Source organism: Shewanella sp. ISTPL2, from assembly GCF_013283205.1.
In the GTDB taxonomy this organism is placed as follows: domain Bacteria; phylum Pseudomonadota; class Gammaproteobacteria; order Enterobacterales; family Shewanellaceae; genus Shewanella; species Shewanella oncorhynchi.
The window spans coordinates 4,005,165-4,024,590 of sequence record NZ_JAAPAV010000001.1 but is presented as its reverse complement, the minus strand read 5'-3'; the positions used below and the strand labels follow the sequence as shown (position 1 = coordinate 4,024,590).

The following is a 19,426-nucleotide window of genomic DNA, read 5'->3' as shown; positions in this document are numbered from 1 at the left end:
GAATTAAGATTAATAGTGACTTTCTTAATGCCAAAACAAAAAAGGAGATCATTTGATCTCCTTTTGATGCAATCACTTAAAAAGTGTGTGCCTATAAATAAGTCAAAGACTCATTATTCAGCAGCAGCTTCTTTCGTTTGTGCTTCTTTAATTGACAGACGTACGCGGCCTTGACGATCCACTTCCATCACCTTAACGGCAACTTCTTGGTTCAGCTCAAGGTGATCAGACACGTTAGCAACACGTTCATCACTGATTTGTGAAATGTGTACTAAACCGTCTTTGCCCGGCAGAATATTCACGAATGCGCCGAAATCAACGATACGGATAACCTTACCATTGTAGATACGACCCACTTCAACTTCTGAAGTGATTTCTTCGATACGACGGATAGCTTCTTTAGTTGCTTCGCCGTTTGAAGAAGCGATTTTCACAGTACCATCATCTTCCAGTTCAATCGTAGTGCCCGTTTCTTCGGTCAGAGCACGGATAACTGCGCCACCTTTACCGATAACGTCACGGATTTTTTCTGGGTTGATCTTGATAACAGTGATACGTGGAGCGTGATCAGAAATATCATCACGGTGTGAACCAATCGCTTGATCCATCACGTTTAGAATATGTACACGTGCACCATAGGCTTGTTGCAGTGCGATATCCATGATTTCTTTAGTAATACCTTCGATCTTGATATCCATCTGCAATGCAGTAATACCATCACGTGTACCCGCCACTTTAAAGTCCATGTCACCTAAATGATCTTCATCACCTAAGATGTCAGAAAGAACAACGAAATCATCGCCTTCTTTCACAAGACCCATAGCGATACCCGCTACAGAAGTCTTGATAGGTACACCGGCATCCATCAGCGCGAGAGAAGTACCACATACTGACGCCATAGAGCTTGAACCGTTAGATTCAGTGATTTCAGATACAACGCGTACGCTGTATGGGAATTCAGCCGCTGAAGGCATAACAGCGTTGATACCGCGCCAAGCTAACTTACCATGACCGATTTCGCGGCGCTTAGGTGAACCCACCATGCCTGTTTCACCAACAGAGTATGGAGGGAAGTTATAGTGCAGCATGAAACGGTTAGTGCGCTCGCCCATGATGCTGTCGATCTTCTGTGCATCACGTTCAGTACCTAAAGTACAAGTGACTAACGCTTGAGTTTCGCCACGAGTGAACAATGCGCTACCGTGAGTACGTGGCAATACGCCCGCTAACACACTTAAGGCACGGATCATGTCTGGTTCACGACCATCGATACGTGGCTCGCCACGGATGATGCGACCACGAACCACTTTCTTCTCTAAGCTGCCCAGTAAGTTGTCAACTTCACGTAAATCAACGCTTGGATTGCTCGCTAACAAGGCTTCTTTTGCTGCTGCTTTAACAACAGAAACTTGAGCATAACGATCTTGTTTAACTTGGATTTTATACGCATCACCTAAACCAGCTTCAGCAAGCTCTTTGATTTGGGCAACTAAATCGGCATCTTGCGTTGGTGCAGTCCAATCCCAAGTTGGTTTACCGGCTTCTGCTTTAAATTCAGCAATCGCCTTGATAACCACTTGTTGTTGATCGTGACCGTAAACTACAGAACCTAACATCACTTCTTCTGGTAATGCTTGGGCTTCTGATTCCACCATTAATACTGCACCAGCAGTACCAGCAACCACTAAGTTCAGTTGGCTGGTTGCAAGTTGTGCAACACTTGGGTTCAACACGTATTCGCCATCAATGTAACCCACACGTGCAGCACCTAAAGGACCGCTGAATGGAATACCAGAAATAGCCAGTGCCGCAGAAGTACCGATCATGGAGATGATATCTGGCTCGATTTGTGGATCGACAGATACTACGGTAATGATAACTTGAACTTCGTTTTTGAAACCATTAGGGAAAAGAGGGCGAATTGGACGGTCGATCAGACGAGCGATTAATGTCTCATCTTCTGAAGGACGGCCTTCACGCTTAAAGAAACCACCAGGAATTTTACCCGCTGCGTAGGTTTTTTCTTGATAGTTAACAGTCAGAGGGAAAAAGTCACGGCCTGCATCTGCATCTTTTTTACCGACAACAGTGACTAACACTGTCGTGTCACCCATACTCGCTAAAACGGCTGCATCAGCTTGACGCGCTATAACACCTGTTTCCAGGGTGACTGTATGTTGACCATACTCAAAACTCTTTACAATAGGATTCACGTGACCCATTCCTTAATTAATGACCTTGAATTACGCGCGTAAGTATACTGCAATTCGGATCAATAGATAAAGAGCAGATAATGATGACAAATACGTAACTTTTCACTAAAGTGGTTAAATCAACAAAGAGTTGCGGTTTATATTGATACGGAAAATCTCGCCGATGGTGAATAATTATCATGAAGGATGCGCCCGATGACAGGCCGTTTTAAGTCACTGACGTGGAAACAAACTAACCTAGTCGTATTTACTGCCCTATTTTTTGCCATTGCCATTTTTATTGTTGAAATCGCTTTAGTCGTCGTATCAACCAAACAACAACTCACGACCACTCAGCAAGAACTCCTTGATTCAGTTGAACAACCTGCAGCAAATGCTGTATGGGCATTAGATGATAATTTAGCCCGTCAAACTTTAGAGGGTGCCATCAAAGTCGAACATGTTGGCTCGGCGGTGATTGAGCTGGACGATGGCTCAATGTTTGTTTCTGTCAGTAATAATAAGCAGAATAACTCACAGACTTTTATCAGTTTAAGTAATAAATTATTTGATGATCTCAAAGAAATTTCTCGCCCTTTGTATAGGCCTTTTTATTTTGAAGGTACCCAACAACAGCAACTCATTGGTACATTAACGGTTTTCTACGATACCCAAGAACTCACAAACACCCTCTTCTCGCAGTTAAGATTTAGTTTTTTTGCTACTCTCGCTCGTGCACTCTTACTCACCTTAGTACTGTCCGTGGTATTCCATCGCTTCCTGACTCAGCCTATCGCACGCATCAGTGAGGCCATCGATAAGATCGAACCCGACTCTCCGGATGAAAATCTCTTACCTATGTCCAACGCACACAAGGATGATGAACTCGGCTTAGTAACCTCAAAATTCAACCAAATTCTTATTCAATTTAGCCAAACCCAGTCCAAACTGCGCAAAATGGCGACCCGAGATCCGCTAACGGGTTTACCTAACCGCACATTATTACTTGAAACTATCGCAGTCACTATCCAACGCTCGCGAGTACACAAACGCAGCTTTGCATTGATGTTTATCGACTTAGACCGTTTTAAGAATATCAACGATTCCCTTGGCCACGCATTAGGCGATCAATTCCTCGCTCGTATCGCCCGCATTCTCGAACGATTCGTTGGTGATAAAGGCACAGTTTCCCGCTTAGGTGGCGATGAATTTGTTATTCTGGCCGATACAGTTCACACCCCAGACCAAGCAGCAGATTTTGTAGATAAGCTACTGATCCAGCTCAATGTCCCGATTCAATTAAATGAACATGCAATTCATCCAGCGGCATCGATTGGGATTTCTATTTATCCCGAAGACGGTAACAGCGCTGAAGATTTGATCCGTCACGCTGACATTGCCATGTACAGCGCGAAAGCTGCAGGCTCGAATCAATGGGCCTTCTTTAAACAACAGATGACTGAGCGAGCAGCAGTTCGTTTACGCACTGAAGCATCTTTACATGATGCGTTAAAAAACAATGAATTTTTACTGTATTTCCAACCGAAACTTGATCTGCAAACGGGCAAAGTCATCGCCTGTGAAGCCTTGATCCGTTGGCAAAAAGACGGACGACTCATCAGCCCCATTTCCTTTATTCCCGTCGCGGAGGAGACCGGTATCATCATTCCTATAGGTCGTTGGGTGATAGAGCAAAGCTGTAAAGTACTTAGGGAATGGCAGAAAAAATATAACTATGCCATCCCAATTGCGATTAATGTTGCCTCACAGCAATTTGCCGATGCTAGTTTAGTTCCCGATATCAAACAGATGGCATTACGCTATCAAATCCAACCCGAGTTGCTGGAAATTGAAATCACTGAAACCTCGTTGATGAACGACATTGAACTCGCTATCGCTAAGCTGGAACAATTGAAATCAGCCGGATTTGGTATTGCAGTCGATGACTTTGGCACAGGGTATTCTTCACTCTCTTACCTGCGCCATTTGCCTATCACTACCATGAAAATCGATCGTTGTTTCGTTTCCGATCTACCAGGGGATAGTGCAATTGCATCGACCATTTTAATGTTGGGAAAGCAGCTTAATTTGACCATTGTGGCCGAAGGCATTGAAAACGAGCAGCAATTGGATTGGTTGAAAGAAAATCAGTGCCAAGTCGGCCAAGGTTTCTATTTTAGTCAGCCTCTACCCCAAGCAGAATTTGAAGCGCTGTATATAGCAACACAAACAGCAATAATAAGCAGTCTTGATGGTTTACGTGGGGCTTAGGATACTGACATTGGCACTTAAGTTTCGATTCGATGCTTAATCACATCAAGCTCAGCGTAACAGACCTAAACATTAGACTGATTTTGGCTGTAACTTCTGTATATCTCTCGTTTGCACAATAAATATTCTGTTGAATTTTAGGCAATAAAAAAGGAGGCTAAGCCTCCTTTTTCACGTTAGTCGACGCGAAATTAACGACGTAGACCTAACTTTTGGATCAGAGCAGTGTAACGTGCTAAATCAGTACGTTTCAAGTAAGCAGTTAACTTACGACGTGAGCTAACCATACGTAACAGACCACGACGTGAGTGGTGATCATGAATGTGCTCTTTGAAGTGATCTTGCAAATGGTTGATTTGCGCAGTTAACAAAGCAACTTGAACTTCAGTTGAACCAGTGTCGTTTTCACAACGGCCAAAATCAGCCAAAATTTTTGCTTTTGCTTCAGGACTTAGTGACATGTATATCTCCAAATAAATAATATGAATCTCTAGCCGATCACTAACTCAGCCAGAGGGCGCGCTATTCTACCCATAAACCCACCCTAGCGCAATAAAAGGCGGGGACTAATGCATCAACTAGTTTAATCATTTGTCGATGGATAGCGGGCTAATGCGTTTCTGCAGGTTCGTCATGGATAACAATGAGTCGTTTCGGCGCTAATAAGCCATCTTCGTTCATTGTGCCAATCCCCACAAACCGGCGAATATCACCTAAAGTGATACGTACCAACTCATCGGTTTTCAATTCTGCATTAACCGATACACGAACCGCTTGACCTTGCATTAAGTAAGGAGCTATCGCATCCGGCACATTCACCTCTGGAAAATCGGCCACGGCCGTGTCCATAGGCAATAACAGAGGGTCGAGTAATACGCTCGGATCTATCTGTTGTTCATGTGCTTGAGCAACTAGCGCTTCAAGTTGTTCTAAAGTGACCATTCTGGCATAGGGATACTGTGCAACTTGGGTGCGGCGCAGCATAATCACATGTGCGCCACAACCGAGCATCTCACCGAGATCGTCTATGATAGTGCGAATATAAGTGCCCTTAGAACAATGAATGTCTAAGGTCAGCTCATCGCCTTCAAGACCGATGAAATTTAGCTCAAATACCGTAATAGGGCGAGATTCACGCGGCACTTCTATGCCTTCACGAGCATATTTATACAGGGGCTGACCCTGATATTTCAGCGCGGAATACATAGAAGGCACTTGCTGAGTTTCACCACGGAAGAAATCAAGCGCAGTTAATAGCTGCGCCTCGGTAAAATCAATGGCGCGGGTTTGCACCACTTCACCATCGGAATCACTGGTATCTGTCCGTTCGCCAAGCTTTGCCGTGACTAAGTAGCGTTTATCGGCATCCAATAGATGCTGAGAAAACTTAGTCCCTTCGCCTAAGCATACAGGTAACATACCTGTCGCTAACGGATCGAGTGCGCCCGTATGCCCAGCTTTATTCGCATTAAAAAAGCGCTTTACCCTTTGCAATGCAAAGTTAGAACTCATGCCAGTGGATTTATCCAGCAGCACTATCCCATCGATAAAACGACCTTTTGGACGACGAGCCATTAATCTTTACCTTCCGTTTCATCTGCGTCATCAGCAATATCATCACCTAAGACTTCATCTTCAACCGATGCGTCTTCGCTGCCAAATTGCTGTTGCTTCGCTTTGTCTTGGTTGATCACTTGGCTAACTAAGTTAGACATGCGCATACCTTCAACCAGCGAGCTATCGTAGATAAAACGCAGTTCAGGCATGACACGCAGCTTCATACGACCCGCCACTAAAGTGCGGATATAAGGAGCTGCGCTGATCAAAGCGTTTAGCTTTTCTTGAACGACAGCTTTGTCTTCTTCAAAAAAAGTCACAAACACTTTGGCATAGCTGAGATCGCGAGAGACGTCGACGTCATTCACAGTCACAAAGCCAATACGAGGATCTTTCATGTCGCGCTGTAGCACTTGAGCAAGTTCTTGCTGAAGCTGCTGAGCGATTCGACGAGTACGACTGAATTCTTTTGCCATAATATTTCTTACCATAGCTTAAATTGATAAGGGCGGCTAAAGCCGCCCTTATTATCGTTACAGAGTACGAGCAATCTCGACGGTTTCGAATACTTCGATTTGGTCGCCTACGCGAACATCGTTGTAGTTCTTAACGCCAATACCACATTCCATACCATTGCGAACTTCAGCAACGTCGTCTTTAAAGCGACGTAGCGATTCGAGTTCACCTTCGTAGATAACAACGTTATCACGTAGTACGCGAATTGGCGCGCTACGCTTGATGGTACCTTCGGTCACCATACAGCCAGCAATTGCACCCAGCTTAGGTGACTTGAACACATCACGAACTTCAGCCAGACCGATAATTTGTTGTTTGAACACAGGAGACAGCATACCTGTCATCGCTGCACGAACTTCATCAATCAAATTATAGATAACGCTGTAGTAACGTAAATCAACACTTTCACTTTCGATAGTCTTACGGGCTTGTGCATCGGCACGTACGTTAAAGCCAACCATGATAGCGTTAGAGGCTGCCGCTAAGGTTGCATCCGTTTCAGTCAGTGCACCCACACCGCGAGCGATGATGTTCACTTTCACTTCGTCGGTAGACAAACCTGTTAACGAATCAGTAATCGCTTCGAGTGAACCTTGTACGTCTGCTTTAAGAACGATGTTCAGTTCTTTCACTTCGCCGTCTGTCATGTTCGCAAACATGTTTTCTAGCTTAGATTTTTGCTGACGTGCCAGTTTCACATCACGGAACTTACCTTGACGATACAGGGCAACTTCACGAGCTTTACGTTCATCACGTACAACTGTTGCTTCATCACCTGCAGACGGAACGCCTGACAGACCTAGAATTTCAACAGGAATAGATGGACCCGCTTCAGTGATTGAACGACCGTTTTCGTCTTTCATTGCACGAATTTTACCGTACTCAAGACCACACAGAACGATATCACCTTGGCGCAGCGTACCTTCTTGAACCAGAATAGTAGCCACAGGGCCGCGACCTTTGTCCAATTGTGATTCAATGACCACACCGGCAGCCATACCATCACGTACCGCTTTCAGTTCGAGAACTTCAGCTTGCAGTAAGATACCTTCTAACAGTTCATCAACGCCTTCACCTGTCTTAGCTGAAACGAAGGCAAACATGTTGTCTCCACCCCAATCTTCAGACATAACACCGTGTTGTGACAATTCGCTCTTAACGCGATCGATATCCGCTTCCGGTTTATCCATCTTGTTCACAGCCACGATTAATGGCACGTTACCGGCTTTAGCATGTTGAATAGCTTCGATTGTTTGCGGCATTACACCGTCATCGGCAGCAACAACTAGCACAACAATATCCGTTGCCTTAGCACCACGGGCACGCATTGCGGTAAACGCGGCGTGACCAGGAGTATCAAGGAAAGTGATCATGCCATTTTCAGTTTCAACATGGTATGCACCGATATGCTGAGTAATGCCACCGGCTTCGCCAGCAGCCACTTTAGCGCGGCGAATGTAGTCGAGTAACGAAGTCTTACCGTGGTCAACGTGACCCATGATAGTCACAACCGGTGCACGAGATTCTAGCTTGATGCCATCTTCATCATCACGGTCTTGTAGCACTTGGTGCTCAAGCTCGTTTTCACGGATAAGCACAACTTTGTGACCCATTTCTTCAGCAACTAGCTGGGCAGTCTCTTGATCCAACACTTGGTTGATCGTGACCATAGAACCCATTTTCATCATCTGTTTGATGATTTCAGTCGCTTTCACTGCCATTAGATGCGCAAGTTCAGAAACAGTAACAGTTTCACCGATACGCACATCACGGCTCACTGCTGCCACAGGCTTATTGAAGCCATGCGCCATAGACTCAGGTGCAGTACTGCGGTTACGCATGTGTTTTTCACGGCCGTCACGGGCATCTTTGCCGCCACGTTTTTTCGCGTTGCTCTTGTTACGAGCACGACGTCCGCGTTTTTCTTCATCCAGATCAGAGGTATCTTCAGCAGCACGAGCTACTTTAGATGTCGTGATGTGATGATCACCGTTTTTCTCGGCTTCTAAACGTTGGCGCTCTTCTTCGGCCCAGCGCTTAGAATGTTCTTCAGCGAGTAAGCGAGCAGTTTCTGCCGCTTTAGCCGCTTCTTCGTCTTGCTTACGTTTAGTTGCCGCTTCTTGCGCCGCTTTCAAACGTTCAGCTTCTAGACGAGCCGCTTCTGCTTCTGGTGACATATCTTTAACCACTTTCACTTCGGCTGCTGCTTTAGCTTTCGCCTTGGCTTCTGCTTCCACTTTTGCCTTAGCATCTGCTTCAGCTTTCACTTTTGCTACCGCAGCAGCTTCTGCTTCGGCCTTTGCTTTTGCCAAAGCTTCTGCTTCGGCTTTCGCTTCTTCTTCAGCCTTCAGAGTAGCCTCATTAGCATCACGCTTAACGAAAGTTCGTGTTTTACGAACTTCAACTTTAACATCTTTAGATTGACCACCATTACCGGCCACACTTAGGGTCGATACGGTTTTACGCTGCAGCGTCATTTTCGTTGGCGCATTTTCGCCACCGTGCTGCTTTTTCAGATAATCCAGTAACTGCTGCTTTTCAGCTTCAGTCACTTTATCAGCTTGGCCTTTCTTAATTCCAGCCTGAGAGAATTGCTCAATCAGACGTTCAACACTTTTACCCACTTCCGTGGCCAATTTCTCTACGGTAGTATCTGCCATCAGTTAAATCCCCCTGTTGATCGACTTATGCTTCTTCGCCAAACCAACAGATATTGCGGGCTGCCATGATGAGCTCACCTGCTTTTTCTTCTGTCAATTCTTCAATTTCGATCAAATCATCAATGCCTTGTTCAGCCAAGTCTTCTAGAGTCACAATACCTTTGCTAGCGAAAACATAGGCTAAGTGTCTTTCAACACCTTCAAGTGCTAGCAACTCTTCACTTGGCTCCACACCATCCAGTGCTTCTTCAGTAGCGAGAGCTCGAGTTGAGATCGCCGCTTTTGCACGTTCACGTAAAGCTTCGACGAGATCTTCGTCAAAACCGTCAATCGCCAATAGTTCAGACACAGGCACATAGGCAACTTCTTCGAGCGACGTAAAGCCCTCATCTGCCAGTACTTGTGCAAAATCTTCATCGACATCCAGTGAGTTAACAAATAAATCAACCACCTTGGCACTTTCTGCCTGATGTTTCTTATTCATATCTTCCACTGTCATAACGTTCAGAACCCAACCAGTCAGTTGTGTTGCTAAACGTACGTTCTGGCCATTACGTCCAATGGCTTGTGCCAAACTATCGGCTTCAACAGCGATATCCATAGAATGGTTATCTTCGTCGACTATGATAGAGGCAACATCGGCTGGCGCCATGGCATTGATCACGTATTGTGCTGGATTATCATCCCACAACACGATATCAACACGTTCGCCACCCAGTTCATTCGAAACGGCTTGTACACGCGCACCGCGCATACCCACACACGCACCGATAGGATCGATACGGCGATCATTCGACTTAACGGCGATCTTAGCGCGAGCGCCTGGATCACGAGCAGCGCCCATGATTTCAATCAGTTCGTCAGCGATTTCAGGCACTTCAACACGGAAAAGCTCGATCAGCATTTCAGGTTTAGTACGGCTTAAGAATAACTGTGCACCACGAGCTTCTGGACGTACTGAGTACAATAATGCGCGCACACGGTCACCAGGACGGAAAGATTCGCGTGAAATTAAGTCTTCACGGAACAATACGCCGTCAGCGTTATTACCTAAGTCAACCACTACGCTCTCGCGAGTCGCTTTTTTGACCACACCAGTGATTAACTCACCTTCTTGATCTTGGAACTGCTCAACTACTTGCGCACGTTCAGCTTCACGTACTTTCTGTACGATCACTTGCTTAGCGGTTTGAGTGGTAATACGGTCAAACACCACTGACTCGATATCGTCTTCGATAAACTCGCCAGGCTGGATGTCCGGATTTTCGTAACGTGCCGCTTCTAACGTGATTTCACGATAAGGGTTTTCTAACGCTTCACCGTGATCATCAACTACCATCCAACGACGGAAAGTATCATAACCACCGGTTTTACGGTCGATAGCAACACGAACGTCAATATCACCTTCGTACTTTTTCTTGGTTGCTGTGGCCAGAGCAATCTCTAGCGCTTCAAAAATTTTCTCGCGTGGAACGGCCTTTTCATTTGAAACCGCCTCAGCGACTAGCAGAATCTCTTTATTCATCTCGTCTTGCCTCGTTCACCTTGAAACCATCAAAACTTAGCGATTAAGTTGCCTTTGCGGATATTATCCAATGCGACAACTAACTCTTTACCATTCACTTTCAGCGAGAGCATTTGCCCGTCGACCGCAGTGATGGCGCCTTTTAAATTACGACTGCCGTCAACCGGCATAGTCAATTGAAGCTTTACATCCTCGCCTACATAGCCCGCGTACTGCTCAGCAGTAAATAAGGGTCTATCTACGCCTGGCGAAGAAACCTCTAGGGTATATTCTGTAGAAATAGGATCTTCAACATCGAGTACAGCACTGACTTGGCGACTTGCATTGGCACAATCTTCAATATTGATACCATTCTCACCATCAATGAACACTCGCAGTGTGGAATGCTTACCCGCTTGAACATATTCAATGCCCCACAGCTGAAAGCCTAATGCTTCCACAGGTACTTTGAGCATTTCTGCCAGTCTGAATTCTAACGTTGCCAAGATTGACCCCCGAAAAAACAAAAAAGGGCTTAATAGCCCTAGTACAACGCCACATACGAAGTATGCGACAAATTTAAAAGTCCCAGATAACAAAAAACCCCGTAATCACGAGGTCATTAATTTCAAGAACCTGTAAACCATAACGAATTCAAACACTATTCGTTACTAGGAGCTGGTTGCGGGGGCCGGATTTGAACCGACGACCTTCGGGTTATGAGCCCGACGAGCTACCATGCTGCTCCACCCCGCGTCAACTGTGTGCAAGTATATTGACTATCATCATTTCTTGCAATAACTAAGAGAGAACTTATCTCGTCTATCTTAGTTATATTTGGTGCCGAGAGCGGGACTTGAACCCGCACGACCGTTAGGTCACAGCCACCTCAAGGCTGCGCGTCTACCAATTTCGCCACCTCGGCGACACCTTTTACTAGTCAGGAATTTTCGTTTCTGACTTTTGGGTTCCTTGCTCAACAGGTTGGGTAACCTGTTCAGTGTCTGAACCTAAATCTTTCCATGAATCTTCATTTTTTGCGTGGTTTGCACTTAAGTTACCAATAAGCAGACTTAAAGTGAAAAACGCAATGGCAAGAATCGCCGTACTGCGTGTCAGGAAGTTACCTGAACCGCTTGAACCAAAAAGAGTACCTGATGCACCGGCGCCAAAAGAGGCCCCCATGTCAGCTCCCTTACCTTGCTGAATTAATACTAAGCCGATTAGACCTAATGCAACCAACAAGTAAATAACTACTAGAACTTCATACATATTATGCGCTCATCGCTATGGTACACAGACTTAAAAACTCGCTAGAGTTTAAGCTAGCACCGCCAATCAGTCCACCATCAACATCAGGTTGGGCAAATAAATCTGCAGCATTACTCGGTGTCACACTACCACCGTAGAGAATCCTGATATTTTCTCCGATAAACGGAGACACTTCAGAGAGGCGTTTGCGAATAAACGCATGAACTTCTTGTGCCTGCTCTGGTGTAGCACTTTTACCTGTTCCTACAGCCCAAAGCGGCTCGTAGGCGATAATAGCGTTATCAAAAGCCATAGTGCCATTTTTTTGGATCACTATATCCAACTCTTCAGCAATCACCTCAAAGGTGCGTCTTGCTTCACGTGCTGGACCTGACTCACCCACACATAAAATTGGAGTTAAGCCATGCTTTTGTGCAGCGGCGAATTTCTCCGCTACGATATTACTCGTCTCTCCGTACATACGGCGACGTTCTGAATGCCCGATAATTACATATCGACATCCTGAATCTTTGAGCATCTGACCTGAAACTTCTCCGGTATAAGCGCCAAAGTCATGCTGACTTAAATTCTGTGCGCCCATCCTAACAAGTGAACCGTCTAACGCTTCCTTGTTTGCTTCTAGCAGTTGCCTAACGCTCTCTAGATAGATAGAAGGCGGGCATAAAACCACTTCAGCTGAATCATTTTGGAGCTTAGAGGCAAATTTTTTGAACAACTCTTGGGCTAATGCCGCACTGCCGTTCATCTTCCAATTGCCAGCTACCATAGGACGTCTGAGTGCCATCACTGTCTCCTCTGAAAGCGGCGTGAATAATAGCGAACCACTTATTAAGTTACAATAGCTAAATTCGAATTTTTTCAGATATCAGGTTGGAATGCTTATTTTTTACACGCCAAAGCTGTTTTCTGTTCATTTGTGCAGCTAACACCCTAATTTTAAATTGGTATCAGCCGCACTCATTACAAAATTAGCAAATATTAGCTTGCCGATTTTACCGCATCCGCAATCAAATTTGCGTGCGCCAATACTGCACTATGATCGTCACCTTCAACCATGACACGGATCAAAGGTTCAGTACCTGACTTACGTAATAATACTCGGCCACGCACGCCCAGTTGAGATTCAACCTGTGCCTGCGCCGCTTTAACTTTATCTGACTTAAGAGGGTCGTGCTCGCCTTCAAAGCGCACATTGACTAACACCTGCGGCAACATTTCCATCGCAGAAGTCAGTTCTTCTAGCGTAGCATTCTGACGACGCATGGCCGCTAACACTAAAATCCCCGCAACTATGCCATCACCAGTTGTGCCGTGATCAAGATTGAGGATATGCCCTGAATTTTCACCGCCGATGCGCCAATCGAGTTCTTTAAGTAGTTCCATCACATAACGGTCGCCCACTTTCGAACGCGCAAAGGGGATGTCTAATGCTTGCAAGGCGAGATCAAGCCCAAGGTTTGACATTAACGTACCAACTACACCACCGCGTAATACGCCACGGGATTTCGCATCACAGGCCAGAATATATAAAATTTGATCGCCGTCGATCACTTCACCTTTGCTGTTGACCATCATAATACGGTCACCGTCACCGTCGAGTGCGATGCCTAAATCGGCACTTTCGGCTAGAACGGTTTCACAAATTTTGCCCATGGACGTCGCGCCCACTTTATCATTGATGTTCATCCCGTTGGGTTTATCACCAATGGCAATCACCTCGGCGCCTAACTCACGAAACACTGCTGGCGCTATGTGATAAGTTGCGCCATGGGCACAATCAACCACAATTTTTAGCCCAGTTAACGTGTGTTCTGCAGGAAAATTACCTTTGCAATACTCAATATAACGGCCACGGGCATCTTCAATACGCGATACCTTCCCCAATAGATGCGATTCAACACAAACGAGGGGCTTTTCAAGCTCGGCTTCAATTTCTAGCTCTAGGTTATCGTCTAACTTACTGCCGTCGGTGGAGAAAAACTTAATACCATTATCGTAATACGGATTGTGTGACGCGCTGATCACCACCCCAGCTTCGGCGCGAAACGTGCGCGTTAAATAGGCTACAGCTGGTGTTGGCATAGGTCCCATTAACATCACATTAAGGCCTGCAGCAGAAAGGCCAGCTTCTAATGCCGACTCAAACATATAGCCCGAAATACGGGTATCTTTACCTATAATCACCTTTTTGGTACCACTGCGGGATAACACGCGCCCCGCCGCCCAACCTAACTTAAGCGCGAGCTCAGGCGTCATTTGACCTGAACCGACTTTTCCCCGAATACCGTCAGTTCCAAAAAATTTACGTTCTTTCATATCGCTCCACAAACTCAAATGTGTCCCAATGATTTGGGATCATAATATTAATTAAATGCTTAACGAGAGCATAACGATGCTTAAAAATACGCTTGTGTCGCTTGTAACACCTTGAGCATATCCACAGTTTCAGTAACATCATGCACACGAATGATATGAGCACCCTTTTGGGCCGCTATCATAGCGCCAGCAAGGCTCCCAGCAAGACGTTCTGAGGTCGGTTTTGCTAAGAGGTTTCCTATCATGCTCTTACGAGACAATCCTATCAATATCGGTAAATCAAACTGGGCAAAACAGTCGAGCTTCGCCAGTAATTCATAGTTATGCTCTAAGCTTTTACCAAAACCAAATCCCGGATCGAGTATTAATAATTCACGGGGGATCCCAGCTCGCAAGCAAGCTTCAATCCGCTCAGTTAAAAAGGCAGAAACTTCTTCAATAACATTATGGTAAGTCGGTGCAAATTGCATGCTTTTGGGTTCACCTTGCATATGCATTAAGCATATGGGGACTTGCAACTCTGCAGCAGCTTCAAGCGCACCGGGTTCCATCAGGGCGCGCACATCGTTAATCAAATGTGCGCCCGCAGCAACAGCTTGACGCATGACTTCAGGTTTACTGGTATCGACCGAAATCCACACATCATGGTGCGCCGCAACATATTTCACCAACGGGATCACCCGCGCAAGTTCATCGGCTAAGCTCACCTCGGCGGCGCCAGGTCTTGTCGACTCACCGCCAATGTCTATCATTCCCGCGCCTTGAGCCACCATGTCATCGGCATGCTGACAGGCAAGCTCATAGGAAGAATATTGACCACCGTCGGAAAAAGAATCGGGAGTGACATTAAGTATACCCATCACAATGGGCGAAGATAACGCGAGGCGTTTAGTGCCAGCAATCAGTTCAAACACGCATTTACTCCTGTAATACGAACACTTACGATTTTACTCACTGGCATAACTTGCGTCATTAATTTCAAGCCTTCATTTTCTATCCGAAATGACTAACTGTCAGAAGATAAATATCAATGGTGGCAGAGAGTATCAATGACAGCGCAGTCAAATTGCTAACAAGGTAAAACAAGAAAACCCCTTTACGGGGTTTTCTTTGGTTTCACAACACATTACTTAGCTGGAGATTCATCAGGATCTTTCAGTTCTGGATCAGCAGGTGCAGTCACACTGTCTTCAGCTTTCGCTGCTGGTTCACCATGACCATTACCTTTATCGTTAGAACCATTGTCATCCACTTGCCAATCAGCAGGCTGACGCACTTCACGACGTTTCATTAAATCGTCAATTTGAAGTGAATCAATGGTTTCATACTTCATTAAAGCTTCTTTCATTGAGTGCAGAATATCGAGGTTATCCGTCAATATCTGTCTAGCTCTAGCGTAGTTTTTGTCGATAAAGACTTTTACTTCAGCATCGATAATGGTTGCAGTTTCATCAGACATCGCTTTAGCTTTACCCATGCTGCGACCTAAGAAGACTTCACCATCTTCTTCTGCATACAGCAATGGACCTAACTTGTCCGAGAAGCCCCACTGAGTCACCATGTTACGCGCAATAGATGTCGCGTATTTGATGTCCTGTGATGCGCCAGTCGACACTTTCTCTGTACCGTAGATAAGCTCTTCTGCTAAACGACCACCGTAGGCGACCGAAATTTGGCTTTCTAACTTACGACGGCTCTGGCTCACTGAGTCAGCTTCAGGTAAGAAGAAAGTCACACCTAAGGCACGGCCGCGAGGAATGATAGTCACCTTGTGCACAGGATCGTGCTCTGGTACTAAACAACCCACAATCGCATGGCCTGCTTCATGGTAAGCGGTCATTTCTTTTTCGGCTTCAGACATCACCATAGAACGGCGCTCAGCACCCATCATGATTTTATCTTTTGCACGCTCAAATTCTTCCATGCCTACAACTCGGCGATTTCCGCGAGCCGCAAACAGGGCAGCTTCGTTCACTAAGTTAGCTAAATCAGCACCCGAGAAACCTGGCGTACCACGAGCAATCACACTCGCCTTCACATCTTCAGAAAGCGGCACTTTACGCATATGCACTTTCAAAATCTGCTCACGACCACGCACGTCTGGTAAACCAACGACCACTTGACGGTCAAAACGACCCGGACGTAATAACGCAGAATCGAGTACGTCTGGACGGTTAGTTGCCGCGATAACAATAACGCCTTCATTACCTTCGAAGCCATCCATCTCAACCAGCATTTGGTTCAGTGTTTGCTCACGTTCATCATGACCACCACCTAAACCCGCGCCGCGTTGACGACCGACCGCATCGATTTCATCGATGAAGATAATACAAGGTGCCGACTTTTTCGCTTGTTCAAACATGTCACGCACACGGGATGCACCGACACCAACAAACATTTCCACGAAATCAGAACCTGAAATAGTGAAGAAAGGTACTTTAGATTCACCCGCAATGGCTTTCGCCAGCAAGGTTTTACCTGTACCTGGAGGACCCACCATAAGCACGCCCGTTGGAATTCGGCCGCCCAATTTTTGGAATTTAGTTGGGTCACGCAGGTAATCAACCAGCTCTTTCACTTCTTCTTTTGCTTCGTCACAACCAGCAACATCGGCAAAAGTAGTTTTAATCTGATCTTCGCTCATCAGCTTGGCTTTGCTCTTACCAAAGGACATAGCGCCTTTGCCACCGCCGCCTTGCATCTGGCGCATGAAGAAAATCCATACCCCGATAAGCAATAACATTGGGAACCAAGAGATGAAGATTTGGGTAAGGAACCCTGACTCTTCGGCTTCTTGGCCCTTCATAGTGATGCCTTTACGATCAAGATCATTAATTAAATCTTGGTCATATAACGGCATGATAGTAGTGAATTTTTCACCAGTTCGTTTAGCACCTTCAATAGTACGTTGGTCGCTCTTAACTTCAACAGTTGCGACCTGTCCATCACGGACATTATCTAAGAAGGTAGAATAATCCATCTTCTGCGATGACGAAGAAGAGGGGGAGTAACCCTGAAACACTGACATCAGCACAACGGCGATGACAACCCAGAGTATTAGATTTTTTGCCATGTCACTCAAATTACTAGACCTCATTAAGTCTTGCGATTATTAACGCTAGGTTACTACAACTTGTACCCAGTCGCCACAAGATAGACTTCGCGGGAACGAGCCCGTGAAGAGTCTGGTTTACGTGTTTTAACGACTTTAAACACTGCTTTTACCGCTTTCATGTATTCGTCAAAGCCCTCCCCCTGAAAGACTTTTACCGCAAAACAGCCATTAGGAGCCAATACTTGATGGCACATATCTAACGCCAATTCCACTAAATACATGGCACGGGGCTGATCAACACTATCTGAACCACTCATGTTGGGTGCCATATCAGACAACACAACGTCAACTTTAGCATCACCGACGCGAGTAAGTAATGCTTGAAGGACTTTATCTTCACGAAAATCCCCTTGCAAAAAATCGACGCCGACGATGGGATCCATAGGCAAAATGTCACAGGCGATGACTTTACCTCTATCTCCCGCTAATTTAACTGCCACTTGAGACCAACCTCCCGGAGCGGCACCGAGATCAACCACAGTCATGCCTGGGCGGATCAGTTGATCCTTTTGCTGGATCTCCTCAAGCTTAAACGCAGCGCGAGATCGCAAGCCCATTTTTTGGGCGAGTTTGACATAGTGATCATCAAAGTGTTCTAGCATCCAGCGATTAGAACTGGCCGTACGTTTTATACCTGACATTTAAAATCCGCAACAATTGAGAGTTACACAAAGGCTATATAAGGGTAGAATAGCCGTTTTTCAACAGTAACTCAGCAAAAGTTGGTAGAAATGAACTTAACAACCAAACAAAAACAGCATTTAAAAGGTCTAGCGCATCCGCTAAAGCCAGTGGTGCTGCTTGGTGCCAATGGATTGACTGAAGGCGTACTCGCTGAAATTGAAAGCGCACTCGCTTATCATGAACTGATTAAAGTGAAAGTAGCCTCTGCCGACAGAGAGCTAAAAAATGCCATCGTTGATGCCATAGTACGTGAAACTCAATCCGCAAAAGTGCAACTTATTGGTCATATTCTGGTGATTTATCGTCAATCACCAGAAATGAAAATTGCTTTGCCAAAGGCAAAGTAATTTTTCTTGATTTTATCGTGTTAACAAAAAGGCCATTCAATCGAGTGGCCTTTTTGTTTTCGCTGTTAATTTAAGCGATTAGCATAGCCCTAAGGTGTTTCAGAAATCACTTGTTCCTTATAATGCTCTGGCGTTAAGCCTAATAACTCAGGCAATGAGGTACCAACTGAAATAGAAGAGAATGTGCCGGTTAATATACCGATAAACATTGCAATCGAAAATCCTTCCAGCGGCCCACCGCCCATGATCCACAGCGCACCGACCGTCATTAAGGTTGTTCCTGAGGTCACCATAGTGCGAGAAAACGTCGCCACAATTGCTTGGTTGTTAATGTCTTGAATAGCAAGCTTTGGCTTAGCAATCAATAATTCACGAATACGGTCAGCGATAATGATCGAATCGTTTAAGGAATAACCTAAAATCGCCAGCACAGCCGCAAGTATCGTTAAATTAAACTCCATCTGAGTCAACGCGAAAAATGCCAGCACGAACACTACGTCATGCACTAACGCGAATAGTGCACCCGATGCGAGTCGCCATTCGAAGCGGTAACTTAAATAACCTAATATCGCCAGCATAGCGACTAACAGCGCCAAACCGCCCTGCTCTGCCAATTCTTGACCAATCTGCGGCCCGACAACACTGCTGTTAAGCACTTGCACTTCAGAGTTAAGCGGCGCTAATACCTGCTGAATATCGATATTACCTTGCTCTGTATCGGCACTCTTTATATCGGAATAGCGCAACATCCAACGTCCCGGCTCACTGGCGGAGACTACACTCACTTCTTGCTGATAAGCGGCGTTGAGTAAAGGTTGCAATTCACTGCTGGTAATTTTTCTATCGATCTGCACTTCGGTGACGACACCGCCAGTAAAATCTAAGCCCCAGTTAAAACCTTTCACGCCGATTATGGTTAATGACACTAGCATTAACAAAATTGAGATAGCACTCGAAACATAACGCCATTTAGTTAGATTGATATTTTTCAT

Annotated in this window: 16 protein-coding genes and 2 tRNA genes; 2 read left to right on the top strand and 16 right to left on the bottom strand. The window is 45.5% G+C overall.

All coding sequences use genetic code 11. The features are described from left to right. Positions 1-113: 113 nt before the first annotated feature. Positions 114-2,213, bottom strand: coding sequence for a polyribonucleotide nucleotidyltransferase (gene pnp, locus HUB64_RS17750; RefSeq protein ID WP_105251702.1), 2,100 nt, complete (start codon positions 2,211-2,213; stop codon positions 114-116). Between the two features lie 195 nt (positions 2,214-2,408). Here pnp and HUB64_RS17745 point away from each other — a divergent pair, with 195 nt between their 5' ends. Further along, positions 2,409-4,463, top strand: coding sequence for a bifunctional diguanylate cyclase/phosphodiesterase (locus tag HUB64_RS17745; protein ID WP_173497505.1), 2,055 nt, complete (start codon positions 2,409-2,411; stop codon positions 4,461-4,463). Positions 4,464-4,654: 191 nt separating this feature from the next. Here the strand turns inward: HUB64_RS17745 and rpsO are convergent, their stop codons facing one another. From rpsO to rlmE, 14 genes are all read right to left on the bottom strand, one after another. After that, a complete protein-coding gene (rpsO, locus tag HUB64_RS17740) occupies positions 4,655-4,924 on the bottom strand; it encodes a 30S ribosomal protein S15 (protein WP_028761447.1) in 270 nt (89 codons plus the stop codon). A 148-nt stretch (positions 4,925-5,072) separates the two neighbouring features. Continuing rightward, a complete protein-coding gene (gene truB, locus HUB64_RS17735; protein WP_173497504.1) occupies positions 5,073-6,038 on the bottom strand; it encodes a tRNA pseudouridine(55) synthase TruB in 966 nt (321 codons plus the stop codon). Beyond that, positions 6,038-6,496, bottom strand: a complete 459-nt coding sequence (rbfA, locus tag HUB64_RS17730; protein WP_105251700.1) for a 30S ribosome-binding factor RbfA — start codon at positions 6,494-6,496, stop codon at positions 6,038-6,040. Before rbfA ends, truB begins: the two co-directional genes overlap by 1 nt. Before the next feature lie 57 nt (positions 6,497-6,553). Further along, positions 6,554-9,196, bottom strand: coding sequence for a translation initiation factor IF-2 (infB, locus tag HUB64_RS17725; protein WP_173497503.1), 2,643 nt, complete (start codon positions 9,194-9,196; stop codon positions 6,554-6,556). 25 nt (positions 9,197-9,221) lie between these two features. Further along, entirely contained in the window at positions 9,222-10,721 is a 1,500-nt protein-coding gene (nusA, locus tag HUB64_RS17720; protein ID WP_028761452.1) for a transcription termination factor NusA, read from the bottom strand. A gap of 29 nt (positions 10,722-10,750) precedes the next feature. Then, positions 10,751-11,206 (bottom strand): ribosome maturation factor RimP, encoded by a 456-nt coding sequence (gene rimP, locus HUB64_RS17715; RefSeq protein WP_006082718.1) that lies wholly within the window; start codon positions 11,204-11,206, stop codon positions 10,751-10,753. A 173-nt stretch (positions 11,207-11,379) separates the two neighbouring features. Further along, positions 11,380-11,456: transfer RNA gene (locus tag HUB64_RS17710), tRNA-Met, on the bottom strand. Between the two features lie 82 nt (positions 11,457-11,538). After that, positions 11,539-11,625 (bottom strand) — tRNA-Leu (locus tag HUB64_RS17705). 11 nt (positions 11,626-11,636) lie between these two features. Next, positions 11,637-11,972: a preprotein translocase subunit SecG gene (secG, locus tag HUB64_RS17700; protein WP_028761453.1), complete on the bottom strand. Its 336-nt coding sequence runs from the start codon at positions 11,970-11,972 to the stop codon at positions 11,637-11,639. A 1-nt stretch (position 11,973) separates the two neighbouring features. After that, entirely contained in the window at positions 11,974-12,756 is a 783-nt protein-coding gene (tpiA, locus tag HUB64_RS17695; protein ID WP_006082720.1) for a triose-phosphate isomerase, read from the bottom strand. A 194-nt stretch (positions 12,757-12,950) separates the two neighbouring features. Then, positions 12,951-14,288, bottom strand: a complete 1,338-nt coding sequence (gene glmM, locus HUB64_RS17690) for a phosphoglucosamine mutase (RefSeq protein WP_028761454.1) — start codon at positions 14,286-14,288, stop codon at positions 12,951-12,953. 80 nt (positions 14,289-14,368) lie between these two features. Continuing rightward, complete coding sequence (gene folP / locus HUB64_RS17685; RefSeq protein ID WP_028761455.1) at positions 14,369-15,202, bottom strand: dihydropteroate synthase; 834 nt, start codon at positions 15,200-15,202, stop codon at positions 14,369-14,371. A 212-nt stretch (positions 15,203-15,414) separates the two neighbouring features. After that, the gene (ftsH, locus tag HUB64_RS17680) at positions 15,415-17,385 is read right to left on the bottom strand and encodes an ATP-dependent zinc metalloprotease FtsH (RefSeq protein WP_049821780.1); all 1,971 of its coding nucleotides are present in this window, start codon (positions 17,383-17,385) and stop codon (positions 15,415-15,417) included. A 29-nt stretch (positions 17,386-17,414) separates the two neighbouring features. Continuing rightward, positions 17,415-18,044 (bottom strand): 23S rRNA (uridine(2552)-2'-O)-methyltransferase RlmE, encoded by a 630-nt coding sequence (gene rlmE / locus HUB64_RS17675; protein WP_006082724.1) that lies wholly within the window; start codon positions 18,042-18,044, stop codon positions 17,415-17,417. Positions 18,045-18,134: 90 nt separating this feature from the next. Here rlmE and yhbY point away from each other — a divergent pair, with 90 nt between their 5' ends. Next, positions 18,135-18,434 (top strand): ribosome assembly RNA-binding protein YhbY, encoded by a 300-nt coding sequence (gene yhbY, locus HUB64_RS17670; RefSeq protein WP_006082725.1) that lies wholly within the window; start codon positions 18,135-18,137, stop codon positions 18,432-18,434. Between the two features lie 89 nt (positions 18,435-18,523). On the opposite strand, the gene secF is transcribed toward yhbY, so the two are convergent. Continuing rightward, complete coding sequence (gene secF, locus HUB64_RS17665) at positions 18,524-19,426, bottom strand: protein translocase subunit SecF (RefSeq protein ID WP_173497502.1); 903 nt, start codon at positions 19,424-19,426, stop codon at positions 18,524-18,526.

What these genes read in the sequence shown, in the direction of transcription:
- HUB64_RS17745 (WP_173497505.1), top strand. Translation starts at nt 2,409, where the DNA reads ATGACAGGCCGTTTTAAGTCACTGACGTGGAAACAAACTAACCTAGTC.
- rpsO (WP_028761447.1), bottom strand. Translation starts at nt 4,924, where the DNA reads ATGTCACTAAGTCCTGAAGCAAAAGCAAAAATTTTGGCTGATTTTGGC.
- truB (WP_173497504.1), bottom strand. Translation starts at nt 6,038, where the DNA reads ATGGCTCGTCGTCCAAAAGGTCGTTTTATCGATGGGATAGTGCTGCTG.
- rbfA (WP_105251700.1), bottom strand. Translation starts at nt 6,496, where the DNA reads ATGGCAAAAGAATTCAGTCGTACTCGTCGAATCGCTCAGCAGCTTCAG.
- infB (WP_173497503.1), bottom strand. Translation starts at nt 9,196, where the DNA reads ATGGCAGATACTACCGTAGAGAAATTGGCCACGGAAGTGGGTAAAAGT.
- nusA (WP_028761452.1), bottom strand. Translation starts at nt 10,721, where the DNA reads ATGAATAAAGAGATTCTGCTAGTCGCTGAGGCGGTTTCAAATGAAAAG.
- secG (WP_028761453.1), bottom strand. Translation starts at nt 11,972, where the DNA reads ATGTATGAAGTTCTAGTAGTTATTTACTTGTTGGTTGCATTAGGTCTA.
- tpiA (WP_006082720.1), bottom strand. Translation starts at nt 12,756, where the DNA reads ATGGCACTCAGACGTCCTATGGTAGCTGGCAATTGGAAGATGAACGGC.
- glmM (WP_028761454.1), bottom strand. Translation starts at nt 14,288, where the DNA reads ATGAAAGAACGTAAATTTTTTGGAACTGACGGTATTCGGGGAAAAGTC.
- ftsH (WP_049821780.1), bottom strand. Translation starts at nt 17,385, where the DNA reads ATGAGGTCTAGTAATTTGAGTGACATGGCAAAAAATCTAATACTCTGG.
- rlmE (WP_006082724.1), bottom strand. Translation starts at nt 18,044, where the DNA reads ATGTCAGGTATAAAACGTACGGCCAGTTCTAATCGCTGGATGCTAGAA.
- yhbY (WP_006082725.1), top strand. Translation starts at nt 18,135, where the DNA reads ATGAACTTAACAACCAAACAAAAACAGCATTTAAAAGGTCTAGCGCAT.
- secF (WP_173497502.1), bottom strand. Translation starts at nt 19,426, where the DNA reads ATGAAAAATATCAATCTAACTAAATGGCGTTATGTTTCGAGTGCTATC.